The organism is Roseiflexus castenholzii DSM 13941 (genome assembly GCF_000017805.1).
In the GTDB taxonomy this organism is placed as follows: Bacteria; Chloroflexota; Chloroflexia; order Chloroflexales; family Roseiflexaceae; genus Roseiflexus; species Roseiflexus castenholzii.
In genome coordinates, this window is sequence record NC_009767.1 from 749,745 (window position 1) to 768,187 (window position 18,443).

At 60.7% G+C, this 18,443-nt stretch carries 16 protein-coding genes and 1 pseudogene; 9 read left to right on the forward strand and 8 right to left on the reverse strand.

The genetic code is table 11. The annotated features are described in order from the left end of the window. Positions 1-126 precede the first annotated feature (126 nt). Positions 127-1,971: an APC family permease gene (locus RCAS_RS02900; protein ID WP_012119122.1), complete on the forward strand. Its 1,845-nt coding sequence runs from the start codon at positions 127-129 to the stop codon at positions 1,969-1,971. Between the two features lie 184 nt (positions 1,972-2,155). On the opposite strand, the gene RCAS_RS02905 is transcribed toward RCAS_RS02900, so the two are convergent. Beyond that, entirely contained in the window at positions 2,156-2,734 is a 579-nt protein-coding gene (locus RCAS_RS02905; RefSeq protein WP_157042522.1) for a hypothetical protein, read from the reverse strand. A 386-nt stretch (positions 2,735-3,120) separates the two neighbouring features. After that, complete coding sequence (locus RCAS_RS25480; RefSeq protein ID WP_198135990.1) at positions 3,121-3,282, reverse strand: hypothetical protein; 162 nt, start codon at positions 3,280-3,282, stop codon at positions 3,121-3,123. Between RCAS_RS25480 and RCAS_RS26395 the strand changes: the two are divergent. Beyond that, positions 3,256-3,354 (forward strand): annotated as a pseudogene (locus tag RCAS_RS26395) (hypothetical protein); the annotation flags it as partial. The gene RCAS_RS25480 and the pseudogene RCAS_RS26395 overlap by 27 nt on opposite strands. A 235-nt stretch (positions 3,355-3,589) precedes the next feature. Here RCAS_RS26395 and RCAS_RS02910 read toward each other — a convergent pair. Further along, on the reverse strand, positions 3,590-3,886 hold the full coding sequence (locus RCAS_RS02910) for a hypothetical protein (RefSeq protein ID WP_012119124.1): 297 nt from the start codon (positions 3,884-3,886) through the stop codon (positions 3,590-3,592). A gap of 5 nt (positions 3,887-3,891) precedes the next feature. Then, positions 3,892-4,911 (reverse strand): SPFH domain-containing protein, encoded by a 1,020-nt coding sequence (locus RCAS_RS02915; protein ID WP_232280143.1) that lies wholly within the window; start codon positions 4,909-4,911, stop codon positions 3,892-3,894. Positions 4,912-5,616: 705 nt separating this feature from the next. On the opposite strand from RCAS_RS02915, the gene RCAS_RS02920 reads away from it, so the two are divergent. The 7 genes from RCAS_RS02920 (at position 5,617) to uvrA (ending at position 16,942) form a co-directional block, all read left to right on the forward strand. Beyond that, positions 5,617-7,197: a proton-conducting transporter transmembrane domain-containing protein gene (locus RCAS_RS02920; protein ID WP_012119126.1), complete on the forward strand. Its 1,581-nt coding sequence runs from the start codon at positions 5,617-5,619 to the stop codon at positions 7,195-7,197. A gap of 44 nt (positions 7,198-7,241) precedes the next feature. Then, positions 7,242-9,758, forward strand: a complete 2,517-nt coding sequence (locus tag RCAS_RS02925; RefSeq protein ID WP_041331508.1) for a YbcC family protein — start codon at positions 7,242-7,244, stop codon at positions 9,756-9,758. A gap of 457 nt (positions 9,759-10,215) precedes the next feature. Next, a complete protein-coding gene (locus RCAS_RS02930; RefSeq protein WP_232280144.1) occupies positions 10,216-10,656 on the forward strand; it encodes a DsrE family protein in 441 nt (146 codons plus the stop codon). 257 nt (positions 10,657-10,913) lie between these two features. Then, the gene (locus RCAS_RS02935; RefSeq protein WP_232280145.1) at positions 10,914-12,266 is read left to right on the forward strand and encodes a winged helix-turn-helix domain-containing protein; all 1,353 of its coding nucleotides are present in this window, start codon (positions 10,914-10,916) and stop codon (positions 12,264-12,266) included. Positions 12,267-12,407: 141 nt separating this feature from the next. Next, entirely contained in the window at positions 12,408-13,415 is a 1,008-nt protein-coding gene (locus RCAS_RS02940) for a sodium-dependent bicarbonate transport family permease (protein WP_012119130.1), read from the forward strand. Positions 13,416-13,633: 218 nt separating this feature from the next. After that, positions 13,634-13,936 (forward strand): P-II family nitrogen regulator, encoded by a 303-nt coding sequence (locus tag RCAS_RS02945; protein ID WP_012119131.1) that lies wholly within the window; start codon positions 13,634-13,636, stop codon positions 13,934-13,936. A 75-nt stretch (positions 13,937-14,011) separates the two neighbouring features. Further along, the gene (gene uvrA / locus RCAS_RS02950; RefSeq protein ID WP_012119132.1) at positions 14,012-16,942 is read left to right on the forward strand and encodes an excinuclease ABC subunit UvrA; all 2,931 of its coding nucleotides are present in this window, start codon (positions 14,012-14,014) and stop codon (positions 16,940-16,942) included. 3 nt (positions 16,943-16,945) lie between these two features. On the opposite strand, the gene RCAS_RS02955 is transcribed toward uvrA, so the two are convergent. From RCAS_RS02955 to RCAS_RS02970, 4 genes are read right to left on the reverse strand one after another with little or no spacing between them, the layout of a single operon-like run. Then, positions 16,946-17,329, reverse strand: a complete 384-nt coding sequence (locus tag RCAS_RS02955) for a HEPN domain-containing protein (RefSeq protein ID WP_012119133.1) — start codon at positions 17,327-17,329, stop codon at positions 16,946-16,948. Next, complete coding sequence (locus RCAS_RS02960) at positions 17,316-17,678, reverse strand: nucleotidyltransferase domain-containing protein (RefSeq protein WP_012119134.1); 363 nt, start codon at positions 17,676-17,678, stop codon at positions 17,316-17,318. Before RCAS_RS02960 ends, RCAS_RS02955 begins: the two co-directional genes overlap by 14 nt. Next, on the reverse strand, positions 17,675-18,070 hold the full coding sequence (locus RCAS_RS02965) for a HEPN domain-containing protein (RefSeq protein WP_012119135.1): 396 nt from the start codon (positions 18,068-18,070) through the stop codon (positions 17,675-17,677). The genes RCAS_RS02960 and RCAS_RS02965 overlap by 4 nt, the downstream gene beginning before the upstream one ends. Beyond that, positions 18,057-18,422: a nucleotidyltransferase domain-containing protein gene (locus tag RCAS_RS02970; protein ID WP_012119136.1), complete on the reverse strand. Its 366-nt coding sequence runs from the start codon at positions 18,420-18,422 to the stop codon at positions 18,057-18,059. Before RCAS_RS02970 ends, RCAS_RS02965 begins: the two co-directional genes overlap by 14 nt. Positions 18,423-18,443: the final 21 nt, after the last annotated feature.

Below are 18,443 nucleotides of genomic sequence, written 5' to 3' on the forward strand. Positions count from 1 at the left end.
CCAGAAAGTAAACAGCGCGGTCGGCGCGTGGCGATCAGCGACGATGATCCCCGCAGCGCGGACCGCTTTTTATTCGATGCCACATCCCTCCGGTTGCACAATCGGTACGAGGGAGCAACGATACCTATGATGACCGAACTCAAACGTCTGGTCGTTGGCCGTCCGCTCGCCAACGACCAGTTAGTCCACGAGCGATTGCCCAAGCGCCTGGCGCTTGCCGTGTTCTCATCCGACGCGCTTTCATCGACGGCATACGCCACCGAGGCGATCCTGATCGTTCTTTCGGCGGCTGGCGCAGCGGCGCTTGGGCTTGCCACCCCGATCGCGCTCGGCATCGCCGTGCTGTTGATGACCGTCGCCTTTTCCTACAGCCAGACGATCAAAGCCTACCCGCAGGGTGGCGGCACATATATCGTCGCGCGCGAAAATCTGGGAACGATCCCGTCGCTCACGGCGGCGTCGGCACTGTTGATCGACTACATCCTGACGGTCGCGGTCAGTATGTCGGCAGGGGTAGCCGCGATCACCTCCGCCTGGCCCGTGTTGGATCCATACCGCGTTGAACTTGCGGTCGGATTGATCGGACTGGTCAGCCTGGCGAATCTGCGCGGCATGAAGGAGTCGGGTGCGATGTTCGCTATACCGACGTATACCTTCATTGCCAGCATGTTCTTGCTGATCGGCGCAGGGCTGGTGAATGTCGTGACCGGCAACGTCACACCTGCACCGCCGCCGCAGACTCCTCACCTGCCAGCCGAGGCCGGTGCGCTTTCATTATTCCTCATTCTGCGCGCATTTGCAGCAGGTTGTACGGCGCTAACCGGCATCGAAGCGATTGCCGACGGCGTGCCCGCCTTCAGGAAGCCTGAATCGCATAATGCAGCGATAACGCTGGCAATCATGGCTGTGCTGCTCGTCACCATGTTTCTCGGTATCACCGTACTGGCAAATGCGTATCACATCATTCCCGATGGCAGCCACGAGCCGGAAACGGCGAACTCACAACTCGCGCGCGCGATTTTCGGCGCGGGATCACCGTTCTACTTCCTGCTCCAGATTGCAACGATGGCAATCCTGGTGCTGGCGTCGAACACCGCATTTGCCGACTTTCCGCGGCTGGCGTACTTCCTGGCGCGCGACCGCTATTTTCCGCGTCAGTTCACCCAACGCGGCGACCGTCTGGTCTTCTCCAACGGCATTGTCGCCCTGGGCTTGATCGCGTCGATCCTGGTGGTTGCCTTTCACGCGCGTGAGCAGGCATTGCTGCCGCTCTACGCGGTTGGCGTCTTTATCTCATTTACCATCTCGCAGGTGGGCATGGTGCAGCACTGGCGGCGAGCGCAGACGCCGGGATGGCGCCGCAGCGCTCTGATCAACGGTTTTGGCGCGACGATGACCGGCGTCGTGATGGTAGTGCTGGCAGTGACGAAGTTCCGCGAAGGAGCGTGGGCAGTGCTGCTCCTCATCCCGATGGTGGTGATGGCGCTGCTGAGCATCCACAACCACTACGTCGCGGTCGCCGAACAATTGTCGCTGGAAGGCGCGCCGCGCCCTGCACCGGTGCGGCGTCATACGGCGCTGGTGCTGGTGAGCGGCGTTCACCGCGGTGTGATTCCGGCGCTGCAATATGCGCTGTCGATTGCACCCGACAATGTGACGGCAGTCTATGTCGATCTCGATGCAGAGAATACGGAAAAGATCAGGCGCAAATGGGAGGAGTGGGGATGCGGCATTCCACTGGTCATTCTACCATCGCCGTACCGCTCACTGATGCAGCCGCTGCTCCAGTATATCGACGAAGTCGAAGCGCGCTACGACGACGACGTGCTGACGATCATTCTGCCGGAATTCGTGCCGTCGAAGTGGTGGCAGTACATGCTCCATAATCAGACCGGGTTGCAACTCAAGGCTGCGCTCTTCTTCAGCCGCGGTAAAGTAGTGACGAGCGTGCCGTACCATCTGGAGCACTGATTGCTGCTCATTGATGATTATCGCCTGAGCCGCGAGTTGTGCCGGTTGTGCGCGCTGGCAATCGGTCGGCGCCAACGGGCAATCGTGTGGGCGCCGGCCATCGAATAAAGAAGCGGGCTTGCACCCAGGAACACGCGCTTCGCCGAGAGTCGAGCGATCAGGCTCGACTCTCGATGTCGCAATGTCATGACGTTGCCGATTCGTCATTGCGCGGGCGCTCGGCCCGGGCATGCGCCTCCTGGTAGCGCGAGAAATCTCGCCGTTGCAGGCGTTCGAGGAACGTCAGCGCCAGGACCGGCAGCATCAGGTAGAAGGCGATCCAGACGGGGTACGTCTTCTTGAGTGAAATATACGGCTCGAATTCGAACGCTGTGAGAAGATTATTCACAATCAGCAGCAGACTCCACGCACTAAGCGTGCGAGGAACAATGTAACCGAAGACGTAAGCGAGCACGCTACCCGTGCGGGTGGCGAGCGTTTGGTTGGCGCGCGGATCGAAGTAGTGCCGCTTGAATGCTCCAAGGCTGAGTCCCCCTGCTTGCGGAAAGTTATCGACGGGCCGGAACAGGTAGCAATAGTTCAATGCCGTCGAGAACACGAGCACGACGGCAGCAGCGGCGATCAAGGCAGGCCATCCTCCGGCTGCCAGGGGGTTCATCTCGCGCGAGAGATCGGGAGTGACCAGGTGGGTGCTGAGACCATCCCCGATCCGAGTGAGGATCACCAAACCCGTGGTCAACCAAAACTCAACCGGTGGGCGCATATACTCTCCTGATTGCGTTTGTCTTCTATAGTAATACCAATTACCGGTGACCATCCGGCATGGTCACCCCGAGCAGAGCGAGGGGTCGTGCGCGACCCGCTTAGATTCCTCGCTGCGCTCGGAATGACAGTCGCTGCGCTCGGAATGACAGTCGCTGCGCTCGGAATGTCAAGCATGCGGCATCGTCAATCGTCATTGGTATAACATAGACTCAGAGCATGATCAGAAACCCGGATGGCTCTTCAGGACTTCCCGTGAAGAAGCCTATAGTTAGCGGGTCGCCGTATACCGGGGATTGAACCGACAATAGCCATCCAGATCGAGAGTCAGTCGTTGAGACAATCGGCGCATATTGCGCGATCCTGAACAAAAGCGCTCAAAGCACGTCAGGCCGCTCTTGAGCGCCGGTGGCGCATTTGCCGCACCCCATCCGCCTTCGAACGGGTGGTGTTGAGCATGTCCGTCAATTCGTTGCGCAGCCGGAGTCCTTGACGCATGGCCAGGCGCTGCTCCTCGACCAGGTGCGTGCTGCCGTTCGTTTGAGCCATTCCTCGATCCGCACCGAAGAATCACAGATGCCACGGGTGACGGAATACATGCTCTTCCCTGAGAAACGTCACCCCAATGGGATGGATGTCGCTAACGTTGAGGCTTTTTTGAGGCATCTGGCTGTCGCGGGGCTCCATAGGGCCGCGGCAGCGCCCCATGCGTATTCAGACCGATGGTTAACCATCGGACGGAGCAGTTGGTTCCGCCCCAATGGTGGCGTGATGGGCAGGGATGGACCGGGCGCGCTGAGGGAGACCGGCGTCTCTTCCGCGCGTCCCGATTTCCCCAGCAATGATGGTCATTCTGTCAGAAGTCATCCGCGCCAGGGTTGCCGCGCCCGATCCTCCGGTTCCCGGCATCCGGCTGGGTCTGCGACAGCAGCACGAAGATCACCGTGCCGAGGATCGCTCCCAGGGCGCCCGGCAGAGTCACGGCGTGATCGGCGTGGACGATGCCGCTGCCGATGATGCCGCCGAGGAGTGCGCCAAAGACTCCTACCAGCGGGAGCACGACGACGCTCCCAGACATAGAACGGTGCGGCAACACCGCGCCGAGCAGCACTGCGACAAACACGCCGATGATTGTCCAGACCAGATACGCCATTGTTATTACGGCGTCGTTGGCGTCGTCGGCGCCGCCGGTTGCTCAGGCGTCGCAGGCTGCGATGGTTGTGTCGATGTCCGTTGCCCCGACGACGGGTTGGGCACGACCGTTGTGCCGGTTGCCATCTGGTTCAACAAGAGGGTAATGTTGGTATTGGGATCGATGAACCAGATATTGCCGCTCTTCAGCATTTCGACCATCAACTCACGCGTGCGTAATTCGAACAGTTCCGGGTTCTCGCGCCAGTAGCGTCCCTGGATTGCGCGCACCTGCGCCTCGCGGTTCGCCGCCTCGAGGGCCGCCGCCGTTTGCCCCTTTTCACGGGTCAGCGCCACGCGCGCTTCTTGCTCCGCCTGGAACAGATTGTTTGCCTGTTCCGCTTCGATCTGCTGGCGGCGGCGCTCCTCCGTTTCGATCTTGACTTCCAGGTTCGCCTTTTCGGAGAGGAGGCGGGCATATTCTTCACTGACCTTAATATCGAGCACCTTCACCGCCTCGATAACAACAAACAGTTGATCGGCAGGGCTTTGCTGTCCGGGACCGGGCGGCGACGTCAGATTCGCGCGAATACGTTGGGAAAACCCGCCGCGGTCGGAGAGCGCCTGGTCGAGCGTGAACTGCGTGCTGGCGCTCTTCAGCGCATCGGAGGCGAAACCTTCGAGTTGCAGACGGAGGAGATCGTCTTCAGCGCCGAGGCGCGCATACATCTGGCGCAGTGACTCAGGATCGGTCTTCCGGCTGAAGTCGATCTGAATATCAATATCGTAGAGTTGCTTGTCACTGCTGGCGACATTCTGCGAGATCTGGAGCGTCTGACGGCGGACGTTCACAATCTCGACGCGCGTCAGCGGCGCAAACGGACGGAAGAAGACACCCGGTTCCTGCACGCCTTCAACCGCACCGCTGGTGATGATGATCCCGCGTTGCCCTTCGTCCACCTGCACAAAGCGCGCGGTCGCCGCTCCCAATCCAACGATGATCAACAGCGCAAACACAATGGCGATAGTCCGCCCTGCAACATTCATGCCTCTTCCTCCTTGTTGTGTCGATGGCTGGTTCTGGCGTTTACGATCAGACATAACGGCGCTCCGGCGCGAGGCGCCCTGCAAGTGCGATTGCTTCATTATACGAGGAGATGCACCGATTGTCACTATGTGGATGCGGTGCGGGGGCGCTGCGCGTGGGTATGAACACCCGCGTTGCCGCCGACGTCCGCTGTCGCCGGTTTGATGCGCCGCTTTTACCCTCACCCCCTGCCCCTCTCCTGCCTGTGGGAGAGGGGAAACCGGCGCCGCGCGCGCGGTCCGTCCCCTGGCGGGTGTGGGGGCGGGGGAGCGCGGGAGTTCTATCCGCCCTTGAAGTCAATCGGTGGGAGGATGCGTCTGAAGGGGGGCGCGTTAGCGTCCGTCGTTCTGAATGAACGACGGTTGAAGGTCGCGCGAGGGCGGGATCAGGTGCAATCGTTCCCCTCCATCTGTCGAGGATCATCCGCCAAAAAAAGAGTCTTTGAGATGTCAATATATCTTTTTATTGACATTTACGATAATTTTCGATATTCTCTTGTTCGAGACAGTCTCATGCCAATGACCTGTGAACATCCGGTATGGTCACTCCGAGCAGCGCGAGGGGTCGCGCGCAACCCGCTTAGATTCCTCGCTGCGCTCGGAATGACCAGCATGCGGCATCGTCAAGCGTCATTGGTATCAGCACCAAAAGGAGGGGCACATTCTATGGAGGGTATGATGGGTGGCAATCTGGCGCTTATCGGGTATCTTGCGCCGCTGTCGCTGGCAGTTGTGGCGCTCATCGCGTGGCTGTCGCGGTCGGTTAATCTGACGTTTCAGCTTGGACGCATTGCCAGTATCGGTTCGTTCCTGCTGTTGCTTGGGCTTGGGATTGTCGTCTTCACCTCCGGTCCGATGGTCAGTCCGGTAATCGGCGTCGGCGAGGCGGGCATCGCCCTGCGCCTCGATGCGCTGAGCGTGATGATGTCGTGGTTGGTGACGCTGCTGGGGACGCTGCTGATCCAGTTCAGCCGCAACTATCTCGATGGCGATCCGCACCAGAAACTCTTTTTCATCCGCCTCTACCTGACGGTCAGCGCGGTTCTGTTGATGGTGCTGTCCGGTAATCTCTGGCAACTGGTTCTGGCGTGGATTGGCATGAGTCTTGCGTTGCACGAGCTGCTGGTGTTTTATCCTGAGCGTCCGCGCGCTCTTCGGGCTGCCCGCAAGAAATTCATTACCGCCCGCATCGGCGATGTGTGCCTGATCGTTGCTGCGGTGTTGCTCGCGCAAACATTTGGTACGACCGATCTGGGCATGATCCGTGAGGCGGCTGCCAGTGCGCTTGCAGGTGGAACCATCCCCGCCGGTGCTGCCATCGCAGCGATCCTGATCGTCATCGTCGCTGCGCTGAAATCGGCGATGTTCCCTTTCCATGGCTGGCTGCTCGAAGTGATGGAAACGCCAACCCCGGTGTCGGCGCTGCTGCACGCCGGTCTGCTCAATGCGGGCATCTTCCTGGTGGTGCGCTTTGGCGAACTGGTGTTCCTGTCGACCCCGGCGCTGATTCTGTTGATCGTGCTCGGCGGGTTCACGGCGATTTTCGCCTCGTCGTCAATGATTACGCAGACCAGCGTCAAGGTCTCGCTGGCGTATTCGAGCGCTGCGCATATGGGCTTTATGATTATGCTGTGCGGCTTTGGCGCGCACACGGTTGCAATTATGCACCTCATCGCTCACTCCTGCTACAAGGCGCACGCCTTCCTGTCGTCCGGCAGCATCATCGAGTATGTGCGGGATACCGGCGCCCAGAAACTCGACACCGCGCCGCACCCGCTCAGTCTCCTGGCAAATATGGCGGTTTCCGTGGCGGTCTTTCTAGCGGTCGCCACTGCCATCGGCATCGACATCACCAAGCGACCGGGTGAAACCGCGATGATCACGATATTTATGATTGCCGTCGCCTATTTGCTGGTGAAGGGCAATACCGACAAAGCGCCCATCTCTGTGATCGGACGCACGATGCTGATGGCTACCCTGGTGACGATGGCCTTCTTCGCTCTGGAGGTCATGGCTGAGGCGCTGCTCGGCGGCGCTGTGGCGGTCTATCCGCCGCTCGATATGCCGACGATGATCGCCGTGGTGCTGGCAGTTGTGCTCTTCGGCATCGTGATGGCGTTCAGCGCGTTCCTGCCTGCGCTGGTGAATCGCCCCGCGTGGCGGGCGCTCTATGTTCACCTCAAGAACGGTTTCTATGCTAACGCTATGTTCGACCGCTTCCTGGACGTCTTCCGACTGGCTCGCTGATCCGTGGTGTGGATGCACTCTTTGAGGAGGAACAAAGCATGATGATGCACATGGCTGAGACTCGAACCCGACCTGCGCCAATGATGGCTGCGTCGCTTCAGATGGTTACCGCCGATATGATCGCGGCAGCAGCGAAGCGCGCCGAGCAGCGCATCGCTCCGCTGTGGCCCCTGCGCAATTTTGTGGCGGTCAATCCATATCTGGGTCTGCTCGATTACTCCTTCGAGACCGCCGCCGAACTGCTGGCGCGCCGGGCTGGCGCCCGGACGACCGCCCCACGCGCGTTCTATGCGCAGGCAATTCGCGACGGGCGCATCACCGATGCCGATCTTGCGTCCGCTCTGGCTGAGGGAAGCCCATCCCCCGGCGCACCTGCGACCGTCGAGGCGCTGAAGGCGTTCGCCTTGAGCAATGCGCCAGAGCCGACCTTCACCACGCTGCCGACTGTCGCCGATGTTGCGCGTGAGATCACCGGCGTCAACTGGGCTGATATTGTGACCGACTCGATCTCGGCGTGGGCCGGCGCCTACTTCGATCTGGGTCAGTCCTACTGGCGGTCGCCCTGGAAACCGATGTCGGCGTATGCTGCATGGCGGGCTGAGGCAACGTATGACCGAACACCACATATACGCGGCGCTCAGGGCTTTCATCAGGCGCTGCGTGAATTGCCGGAATCGGCGATGGAAACGATTATTGCGGCAGTGGAGATGTTGCATATTCCCGCCGATGGGCTTGAAGCATATCTGCACCGGCTCTTGCTGACCATTCACGGTTGGGCTGGTTATGCCCGCTACCTGCGCTGGGAAGCCGAACTCTACGGTGGCGCAGATCACACGCTGACCGATCTGCTGGCGATCCGCCTGGTGTGGGAAGTGGCGCTCTGGCGCAGTTTCGCGTCCAGAGGAATGGCGGAAGCGTGGCGCACACGCAGTCATGAATTGGTCGGCGATCAACTGGATGCAGCGCTCCAGCGCGCGATCGCTGGCGATCTGTTGCTCCAGCGCGCCTTCGAGAAAGCGTATCAGCGCCAGTTGTTTGCCTGCCTCGGTACGCCAAAACCGGTCAAACACGCAACACGGAAGCGGGCGCAGGCCGCCTTCTGCATCGATGTCCGCTCCGAGATCTTTCGGCGCGCGCTCGAAACCGTGACCGATGAGATCGAGACAATCGGATTTGCGGGTTTCTTTGGCTTCCCGATCGAGTATGTGCCGCTGGCGGAAACCCGCGGCGGAGCGCAGTGTCCGGTCTTGCTTACGCCGCAGTTCGTCATTGCCGAGTCGGTCGGCGGTGCGTCCGAAACTGAAGTGACCGCCGTGATCGAGAAGCGCGCCCTGAATCAGCGCGTCGCCAAAGTATGGCGCATGTTCAAGTTCGGACCGGTCTCCTGCTTCGGGTTCGTCGGTCCGGTCGGGCTGGCATATGTGCGGAAGTTGCTGCTGGATACGCTGGGAATTACCCGCCCGGTGCCGCATCCGGCGACTTTCGGGCTGGATGCGCGCACCCGCGAGCGCGTCAAACCGAGCCTCGAACCGCGCGCGATCGGTGGGCGCACAACGGGCATGTCGCCGGAGCAGCGGGTGAATGTCGCCGAAGGCGCACTCAAAGCGATGTCGTTGACGAGCAACTTTGCTCGCCTCGTGCTGCTTGCCGGGCACGGCTCGACGACCGTCAACAACCCGCATGCGACCGGTCTTGACTGCGGCGCATGCGGTGGTCATACCGGCGAGGCGAATGTGCGGGTGGCAGTGCAGATACTTAACGATCCGGCGGCGCGCACCGGCTTGAAAGCGCGCGGCATTGTCATTCCAGACGATACCGTGTTTGTGGCCGGTCTACACGACACCACGACCGATGATGTGACCATTTTTGATAAGAATGATATTCCGGCAAGCCATGCCGATGATCTGAGGCGGCTCGAAGCCGATCTCGCCGCCGCCGGACGACTGGCGCGCGCCGAGCGGGCTGCTTTGCTGAAGATTGATCCGAAGGGGAACATCGACGGCGCGGTGCGTCAGCGGAGCAGAGACTGGTCGCAGGTGCGGCCAGAATGGGGACTGGCCGGCTGTGCAGCATTTATTGCCGCCCCGCGCGACCGCACTGCTGGCGCGAAACTGGATGGTCGCTCGTTCCTGCACAACTACGACTGGCGGCAGGACGAAGGCTTCGGCGTGCTGGAACTGATCATGACGGCGCCGATGATTGTCGCAAGCTGGATCAATTTGCAGTACTACGGCTCGACGGTGGACAACCGGGTTTTTGGCAGCGGCAACAAGACGCTGCACAATGTCGTCGGCACCCTTGGCGTACTCGAAGGCAATTCCGGCGACCTGCGGGTCGGGCTGCCGTGGCAGTCGGTCCACGATGGCGAACGCTATGTCCACGAGCCGATGCGCCTGCACGTGATGATTGAAGCGCCGATTGAGGCGATGACCGCAATTATCGCCCGACATGAGCAGGTGCGGCAGTTGCTCGACAACGGCTGGCTCTACCTGTTTGCGCTCGACGAGCGTGGCAAAGTGACGCATACGTATGCTGGCGGTTTGCGATGGGAGGCGTGTTGAGTCGCTCGTGGGCAGAGCGTGGACAATCCTCCCACAGGGACGACGTGAAACCGGCATACCGGCATTGACCCCTGCGCTGCGGGTAAAGCCCTCGCTCAGGAGGCGGAAGATCCACGGGGGCTTGCGTGAACTCAGTAAGGGCTTTTGCCCGCAGATGGCGGGTTTATAAGAATCATAAGTCGTAGGCTGCCGGATGCGCGAAGCCCGCCTTCGCAGGTGAGCGCGAATGGCGCCGAAATTATACCAATTCCCGGTGACCATCCGGCATGGGCACCCCGAGCCGCGCGAGGGGTCGGGCGCGACCCGCTCAGATTCCTCGCTGCGTTTACCCTGAGCGAAGCGAAGGGCTCGGAATGACCAGTCGCTGCGTTTACCCTGAGCGAAGCGAAGGGCTCGGAATGACACGCATGCGGCATCTTCAATCGTCATTGGTATTAATTGCTCAAAGACCATCGACTTGGCGAAAGATTACTCTGTCGCTGCCGTGACGGCGGCGCAGAGTTATTCATACAGCCACCTCAATGCTATGACGACCAAACCGCAATTAGTCATCATCATCACCCACGCCGGGCACGATCCCGGCGCCGCAACGCTGGGTTTTCTGACCGCCAGCGCGGCGCTTGCCGCCGGAAATCGCGCCGCGGTGCTGCTGCGCGGGGAAGGCGTTTTGTGCGCCACATCCGAAGGATGGGCCGCCGGTTTGCACGCGGCAGGATATCCGCCGTTGCGTGAGGCGCGTGATGCCTATCGCACAGCCGGAGGAACGCTGTATCTGTCGCAGCCGTGTCTCCGGCGCTACTGGCTCAACGCTGATAACGGTCTTTTGCCGGATGTACGTGTGCTGAGCATCGCGGACATAGCGGCGCTCTGTGTCGGGACGACCACAGTAACGTTCTGACGGCGCCGGCAAACCTTGCGTAAGGAGAACGCCGATGACATGGATGCAACGGACGCGCCTGGATCTGAGATAGGAAGCGACCGATCTGTGCAACTCCGTCTCGATCCGCGACAAGCCGTATCCTCACGCACGCCGCATGACCAGAGCGTCCTGACTCTCCGCCGATGACGACGCTCTGCTGATGTCGATATGCCGACACGCCCGCGCAAAGTGTGGTATAGTGATTGTCAGCAATGTCGCTGAATGCAGGTGAGCCTATGAACCCTTTTGGCAACCGCAAGCCGGTCATTGCTCCTGATCTGTTCACTGGGCGACGCGATCTTATCGCAGCCGTCTGCGAGCGCCTGACGGCTGCGCCGCCGCAATGCTGCGCGATCATTGGCGATGCTCGGAGCGGAAAGACCTCACTGCTCTACTATCTGCGCAGCGCAGCGCCGGGGCGCCCGATCTGCGGCGACACGACGGCGCGATTTGTTTTCTCCTACGTCAATGCTGGTCCCTACGCCGATCTCGGTGCTTCACAGAGCCATGGCGCGCTCTACTTCTGGCGCGATCTCGCGCGCGCCACGTCTCAGGCGCTCGACCGGCACGATGATCTTCCTGCGCTGCCGGATCAGGGTATCGCCGAAACGGCGATTGTCGATGCAGTCTACGCGCTCAAGTGCGTGGTCGAGGACATGCTCCGGCAACGCAGTGACCGCACGTTTGTGTTTCTCATCGACAATGTTGAGGGGATTGCTCGCCTCCCGCGCCACACTGCCAGTTTTTTGCGCTCGCTGACGCAGGACCCCGATATTGGCGCGCGCGTCGCTTACGTGGTGACTGCCAGCGTGCCCTTAAGCCGGCTCTATCCGGCGGACGAGTTGCGCGAGCCGTCCTCCTTCTGGAGTCTGTTCGCCAGCGAACTCTTTATCGGCGGTCTTGATGACGCCGACATTACCGCGCTGTTCGGACGCGCGCCGGAGTTGAACGACGCCGACCGCGCGTGGATCCGGCGGCTGGGTGGCGCCAATCTGATGCTGCTCCTGATAGCGGCTGCGCACGTCTACCACTGGCGGATGCACCCCAATGGCAGCAGCCCCAACGATATCGAACGCGCTGCAATCGAGGAGGCGCGCCCGCTCTGCCGAACCTGGTGGCGCAAATTGCTGGAGACGTATGCCATAGCGACCGATGCGCGCGAGGCGCTGCTTGAGCAAAACCGCGCCCCAACCTCTGATGAAGGCGTGCTCTTCGATGCGCTCCGACAGCGTGGTCTGGCGCAACGCGACCGAAACGGCTGGCGGATCAGTTCGACCATCTTCGCTCAGGCGTTGTCGGATCAGCCTGGCATGCCCTCAATCGAAACATCCCTGCCGTTGCCCTCTGCACCGCCGGCCTTTACTCATCTCGAAGGGGAAGTGTATGCGTTTCTGCGTGAACATGCCGGGCGCGTCTGCACCCGCGACGAGGTCAAGCGCGCTATCTGGCCCGTTTCTCCGCCGTCCGACAGCGCGTTGCAGAAGATTATCGAGCGCATCCGCGACAAAATCGAGCCTGACCCCAAACATCCCCGTAAACTGATTGCCGTGCGTGGCCAGGGATATATGCTGCGCCGCGACGTCGAATAACCTCCTCTCCGCCATTCGATGGAGCCTGATCCGTTGAAGGTATAGTCTTTTTGTATCATCAAAATCTCTATATTGACAAAAAAGAGGGTTATTGTTACATTTTTGGTGTTGTAAATATCTTTATGTATCTTTGGAGAAGATATGGATACGATCGAGATCATCCGCAGCAATCTGTTGTCGCCGCTGGTGCTGGCGTTCATTCTGGGAGTCGTGGCAACACTGATCAGGAGCGAAGTCGAGATTCCCGAATCGGTCATCAAGGCGATTTCGGTCTACCTGTTGTTCTCCATCGGGCTGAATGGCGGCGTTGAACTGGCAGGCACGCCGATCAGCGCGTTTCTGCTGCCAGCATTGGTGACGATTGCGCTGGCGATTGCCGTACCGACCTGGTGCTACCTGATCCTGCGCGGTCTCGGCAGGTTTGATATTCCCAACGCTGCCGGCATTGCTGCGCACTATGGTTCCGTCTCGTCGGTGACCTTTGTTGCCGGAATCTCATTCGTCGAGCGTTTGCCAGAAGGACAGAACTCCTTCGAGGCATTCATCCCGGCGCTGGCGGCGCTGATGGAGTGGGGGATCATTGTGGCGCTCTTCATCGGGCGCTGGCGCCTGGGAGCGACCCAGAGCCAGAACAGCGAACTCGGTCGGGTCATTCGGGACACGCTCACCGGGCGCAGTGTGGTGTTGCTGCTCGGCGGTCTGCTGATCGGCGTGATCATCGGCGAGCAGGGGTTCGCGCGCATTAAGCCGCTCTACGGCGACCTCTTCCGCGGCGTGCTGGTTTTTTTCCTGATCGAAATGGGCATGCTCGCCGGGCGGCAACTGCGCGATTTTGTCAAGGTCGGTCTGTTTATGGCGGTCTTTGGGACGATTATGCCATTGATCCACGGCATGATCGGCACATCGCTCGGTCTGCTGGCGGGTCTTTCGCCCAATGGCGCATTCATCCTGGGGGTTATTACTGCCAGCGCGTCGTATATCGACGCGCCAGCCGCTGTGCGCGCCACCTTCCCGCAGGCGAATCCAAGCATCTATCTGACATCGTCGCTCGGGATCACGCTTCCGGTGAATCTCATTATTGGCCTGCCGTTGTATTATGAATATGCACGCTGGCTGGGTGCGGCGCTTGGACGCATGGAATACCAATGACGATTGACGATGCCGCATGCTGGTTATTCCGAGCGCAGCGACTGTCATTCCAAGCGCAGCGACGGGTCATTCCGAGCCCTTCGCTTCGCTCAGGGTAAACGCAGCGAGGAATCGAAGCGGGTCGCGCCCGACCCCTCGCGCTGCTCGGGGTGACCATGCCGGATGGTCACCGGGAATTGGTATAACGCACAAGGACGTGCATGGAAAGGAGCAAGGTCATGAAACTGACGACGGTGCGCTTGGTGACGATTATCGCTGAGCCGGTGCTGAAGGATCGGTTGATCCATGAGATTCACGCCCTCGGCGCGCATGGCTACACTATCTCCGAGGTGCATGGCGAAGGGACGCGCGGTATTCACGCCAGCCAGTGGCAGGGCGGCAATATCAAGATCGAAACGCTGGTTTCACCCGAAGTTGCCGACCACATTCTGGAGGCGATGGCAGACCATTATTTCCCCAACTATGCCGTCATTGCCTATGTGACCGACGTGCAGGTGATGCGCGGCGAAAAGTTCGCATAGTTCCAAAACTATTTGCTCTCCGCGCGGTTCCGTGCTACCATCCTTTGTCTGATCGTATGTATCGGCAAGTGTGCGATGTCGGCTGACTGGATCGTGGTGCGCGGAGCGCGCGTCCACAATCTTAAGAATATCACGGTCGCCATGCCGCGCAATGCGCTGGTGGTGATCACGGGCCTCTCCGGCTCCGGTAAGTCGTCGCTGGCATTCGACACCATTTTTGCCGAGGGGCAGCGTCGCTATGTCGAGTCGCTCTCCGTCTATGCGCGCCAGTTCCTCGGTCAGATCGATAAGCCGGATGTCGATGCGATTGAAGGGTTGTCGCCTGCGATTGCCATCGACCAGAAGGGTTTGGTGCGCAATCCGCGCTCGACGGTCGGCACGGTCACCGAAATTTACGATTACCTTCGCTTGCTCTTCGCCCGGATTGGACGACCGCACTGCGTTCACTGCGGTCGTCCGTTGATCCGCCAGTCGGCGCAGCAGATGATCGATACGATCCTCGATCTGCCTCCCGGCAGTCGCATTCTGCTGCTGGCGCCGCTCGTGCGCGATCAGAAGGGCGACCATCAGCCGCTCCTCGATCAGGTGCGCAAACAGGGGTTTGTGCGCGTGCGCGTCGATGGCGAGGTGCGCGACCTGGCGGACGATCTGCGCCTGGATCGCTACCGCCCCCATACCATCGAGGTGGTCGTTGATCGTCTGGTCATACCGCAATCCGATACAGCGCCGCATCAATCCCAGTTGCGGGTGCGCGTCGCCGATTCGGTCGAAATGGCGCTGCGGGTTGGTGATGGGGTGGTGATCGTGCAGATCGTTGGCGGCGATGAACTGCCCCTCTCGCAACGGTATGCCTGCCCGGTGCATGGTCCTGCAACGATTGGGGCGCTCGAACCGCGCGATTTTTCGTTCAATAATCCGTCCGGCGCCTGCGCGACGTGCGACGGTCTCGGCAGTGTGCTGGAGTTCGATCCCGATCTGGTCATTCCAGACCGCTCACGTTCGCTGGCGGACGGCGCCATCGCGCCATGGGCGAATGTCAGTCGCGCACAGCGCCGCTACTTCGACGATCTGCTGGCATCGCTCGCCGATCACCTGGGTTTTTCGCCGCACACGCCGCTGCGCGATCTTCCTCCCGAAGTGATTGCGACAATCCTCTACGGCTCTAACGGTGATGTGATGCCGTTGCGCTACCGGCTGCGCGGCGAGGAGCGTCTCGTCGAGGCGCCATTCGAGGGCGTAATTCCGGCGTTGCGCCGACGGCTGGGGGAGTGCTCCGATGAAACGGAACGCGCGCAGATCGAGCAGTTCATGACGCCGTGCGTGTGTCCGGCATGCAACGGCGCGCGCCTGCGCCCCGAATTGCTCGCCGTCACCGTCGCCGGATACACGATTGCGCAGGTGTCGGCGCTGCCCGTCGCTGAAGCATGGTCGTGGGCGAAAACGCTGGCTGCCGACGTCGCAGCGGCCGTCTCCTGCTGGCGCGAGACGCGCGAAAGCAATCTGCGCTCGTCAATCTATGCGCTGAATGTGCGCGAATGTCAGATTGCAGCGCCCATCCTGAACGACATCTGCGCGCGGCTCCGATTCCTGAACGAGGTTGGGCTGGAGTATCTCGCGCTGGATCGCGCCGCCGCGACCCTCTCCGGCGGAGAAGCGCAGCGTATCCGCCTTGCGACACAGATCGGGTCCGGGTTGAGCGGCGCGCTCTACGTGCTGGACGAGCCGAGCATTGGGCTCCACCCGCGTGATACGGCGCGCCTGCTCAATACGCTGCGACGGCTGCGCGACCTGGGGAATAGTGTGCTGATCGTCGAACACGACGAGGAAATCATCCGCGCCGCCGACTGGATCGTCGATATTGGTCCTGGCGCAGGGGAGCGCGGCGGCGAGGTGATCGTCAGCGGACCGTTCGAGGCAGTGCTGGCAGAGCCGCGCTCGCTAACCGGGCAGTATCTCTCCGGCAAACGCGCGATTCCTGTGCCGCGCCGACGGCGCTCCGGCAGCGGCAGGTTTTTGATGATCAAAGGGGCGCGTGAGCACAATCTGAAGCATATCGATGTCGCCATTCCACTAGGATGCCTGGTTGCCATCACCGGTGTCAGCGGCTCCGGTAAATCCACCCTGGTCAACGACACCCTCTACCCGCGACTGGCGCAGGCGCTCCATGGCGCGCGCGCGCGCCCCGGCGCCCACGACGCGATCTACGGCATTGAACATATCGATAAGGTGATCGACATCGACCAGTCGCCGATCGGTCGCACGCCGCGTTCCAATCCGGTCACCTACACCAAAGCCTTTGACCCGATCCGCAAGTTGTTTGCGCAAACCCCCGAAGCGCGCGCGCGCGGCTATGACGCCGGTCGTTTTTCGTTCAACATTCCCGGCGGGCGCTGCGAACATTGCAACGGCGAAGGGTTGATGCAGATCGAGATGCAGTTCCTGCCGGACCTCTACGTGACCTGCGATGTGTGCCATGGCGCGCGCTACAACCGTGAGACGCTTGACATCCGCTATCGCGGCAAAAATATTGCTCAGGTGCTCGATATGACCGCTGAGGAAGCGGCGGCGTTCTTCGAGCGCGTGCCTGCCATTGCCGAAAAATTGCAGACGTTGATCGACGTGGGGTTGGGCTACATTCGCCTCGGTCAACCGGCAACCACGCTGTCCGGCGGCGAAGCGCAGCGCATCAAACTGGCGACTGAACTGAGCCGCCGCGCCACCGGACGCACCCTCTACATCCTGGACGAGCCAACCACCGGATTACACGTCGCCGACGTCGACCGGCTGCTGCGTGTGTTGCAGCGGTTGGTCGATGCGGGCAACACTGTGCTGGTCATTGAACATAACCTCGACGTTATCAAGTGCGCCGACTGGGTCATCGACCTTGGTCCCGAAGGCGGCGATGCTGGCGGGCGCGTCGTCGCCGCCGGAACTCCCGAACAGGTGGCGCGAACGCCAGGATCGCACACCGGTCAGTGTCTGGCGCGCATACTCGTTGAACGTTGAATGTTATTTCACTCCCAACCATCGGCGCGCGAATGCGCGAACGCTTCGGGCGATGGCGATGGCTTCGCGGGCTTCTTCCAGTGATGGTTCAGCGCCAGGGTAGCGGGTGGTAACCGCGTAGTCGGAAAGGATGGTCAGCTGTCCAGGTGATACGCCGGTCTGTATGCCTGCCTGTTCACAAAGAGTGTTCAGGGTGGGCAGGTCGTGCGTCCTGGGAAAGGCGACAGATTTCTGCAAAAGCAGAGATTTCAAATATTTCTCAGCGCTCTGTTGCGCACGGAAGCAGATAGCGACCACTGGCGGATGTTTATGTCGTATGAGCGATGTCGCCACCTGCCAGTCCTGCTCGGCGTATCTTGCCCATTCCAGCGGGTCATTGGCGCTCATACACAACAATGCCTCTGCTCAGGATTTCTTGCAAAAAGAAGTTGTGCGGCGCTTCCTCTGCCAGTTCGCGCGGCGTTTTAACCATGATATCCACCGGAAACAAACGCGGGTATAACAACAGGGAGATAGTCACCACACGCTCGCGACGCGGTTTGTCGGTATCCCAGATAATCAGCAGATCGACATCACTGTCGGGCGTCGGGTTGCCATAGGCATACGAGCCGAAGAGGATGATCTTCTCCGGGTTCACTTCGCGGACGAGCCGCTCGATGGCGGCGGGAAGCGTCTCCGCCACTGGCGGCAGACCGCGCGGGGCAACGTTGGCGGGGAGTGAAAAGGCGCTGTTCATGGGCGCCCTCCTTTCATCCCCAACCATCGGCGCGCGAATGCGCGAACGCTTCGGGCGATGGCGATGGCTTCGCGGGCTTCCTCCAGCGATGGTTCAGCGCCAGGGTAGCGCGCATTGACCGCATATCCAGAGAGGAAATCGAGCGCAGGCTCGTCCACATTGACCGGAATGCCATTGCTGATACAGAGGTGGCGCAGGATCGTCAGATCGTGTGTCTTAGGAAATGTGATTGTTCCGGCGATGAGCAGCGCCTTGAGATATTTTTCGGCGCATTGTTGCGCGTGAAAAACGGCAGCATCGGTATGCCGCATTTTACCGCGCAGGGCGCGCCGCGCCATGTCGAGGTCGCCTTCAGCCTTGGCGACCCAATCCAGGGGATTACTTTCTTTCATAGAGACAGATCCCCTTCGTATAAATCTCGTGCAGGAAGGGTGAGAAGGCGCTGAGCGCCTCTTCGATCTCTTCAGGCGTCTTGACAATCAGATCGAGTGGGAACAGGCGCGGTTGGAGCGCCCTTGCCACACGCAGATACCGCTGACGATATGGCTCGTTCGTCTGCACAACCACCAGCAGATCGACATCGCTGTCGGGCGTCGGGTTGCCATAGGCATACGAGCCGAAGAGGATGATCTTCTCCGGGTTCACTTCGCGGACGAGCCGCTCGATGGCAGCGGGAAGCGTCTCCGCCACTGGCGGCAGACCGCGCGGGGCAACGTTGGCGGGGAGTGAGAGTGTTGCACTCATTGGCGCTTTCCCTGAGAACAA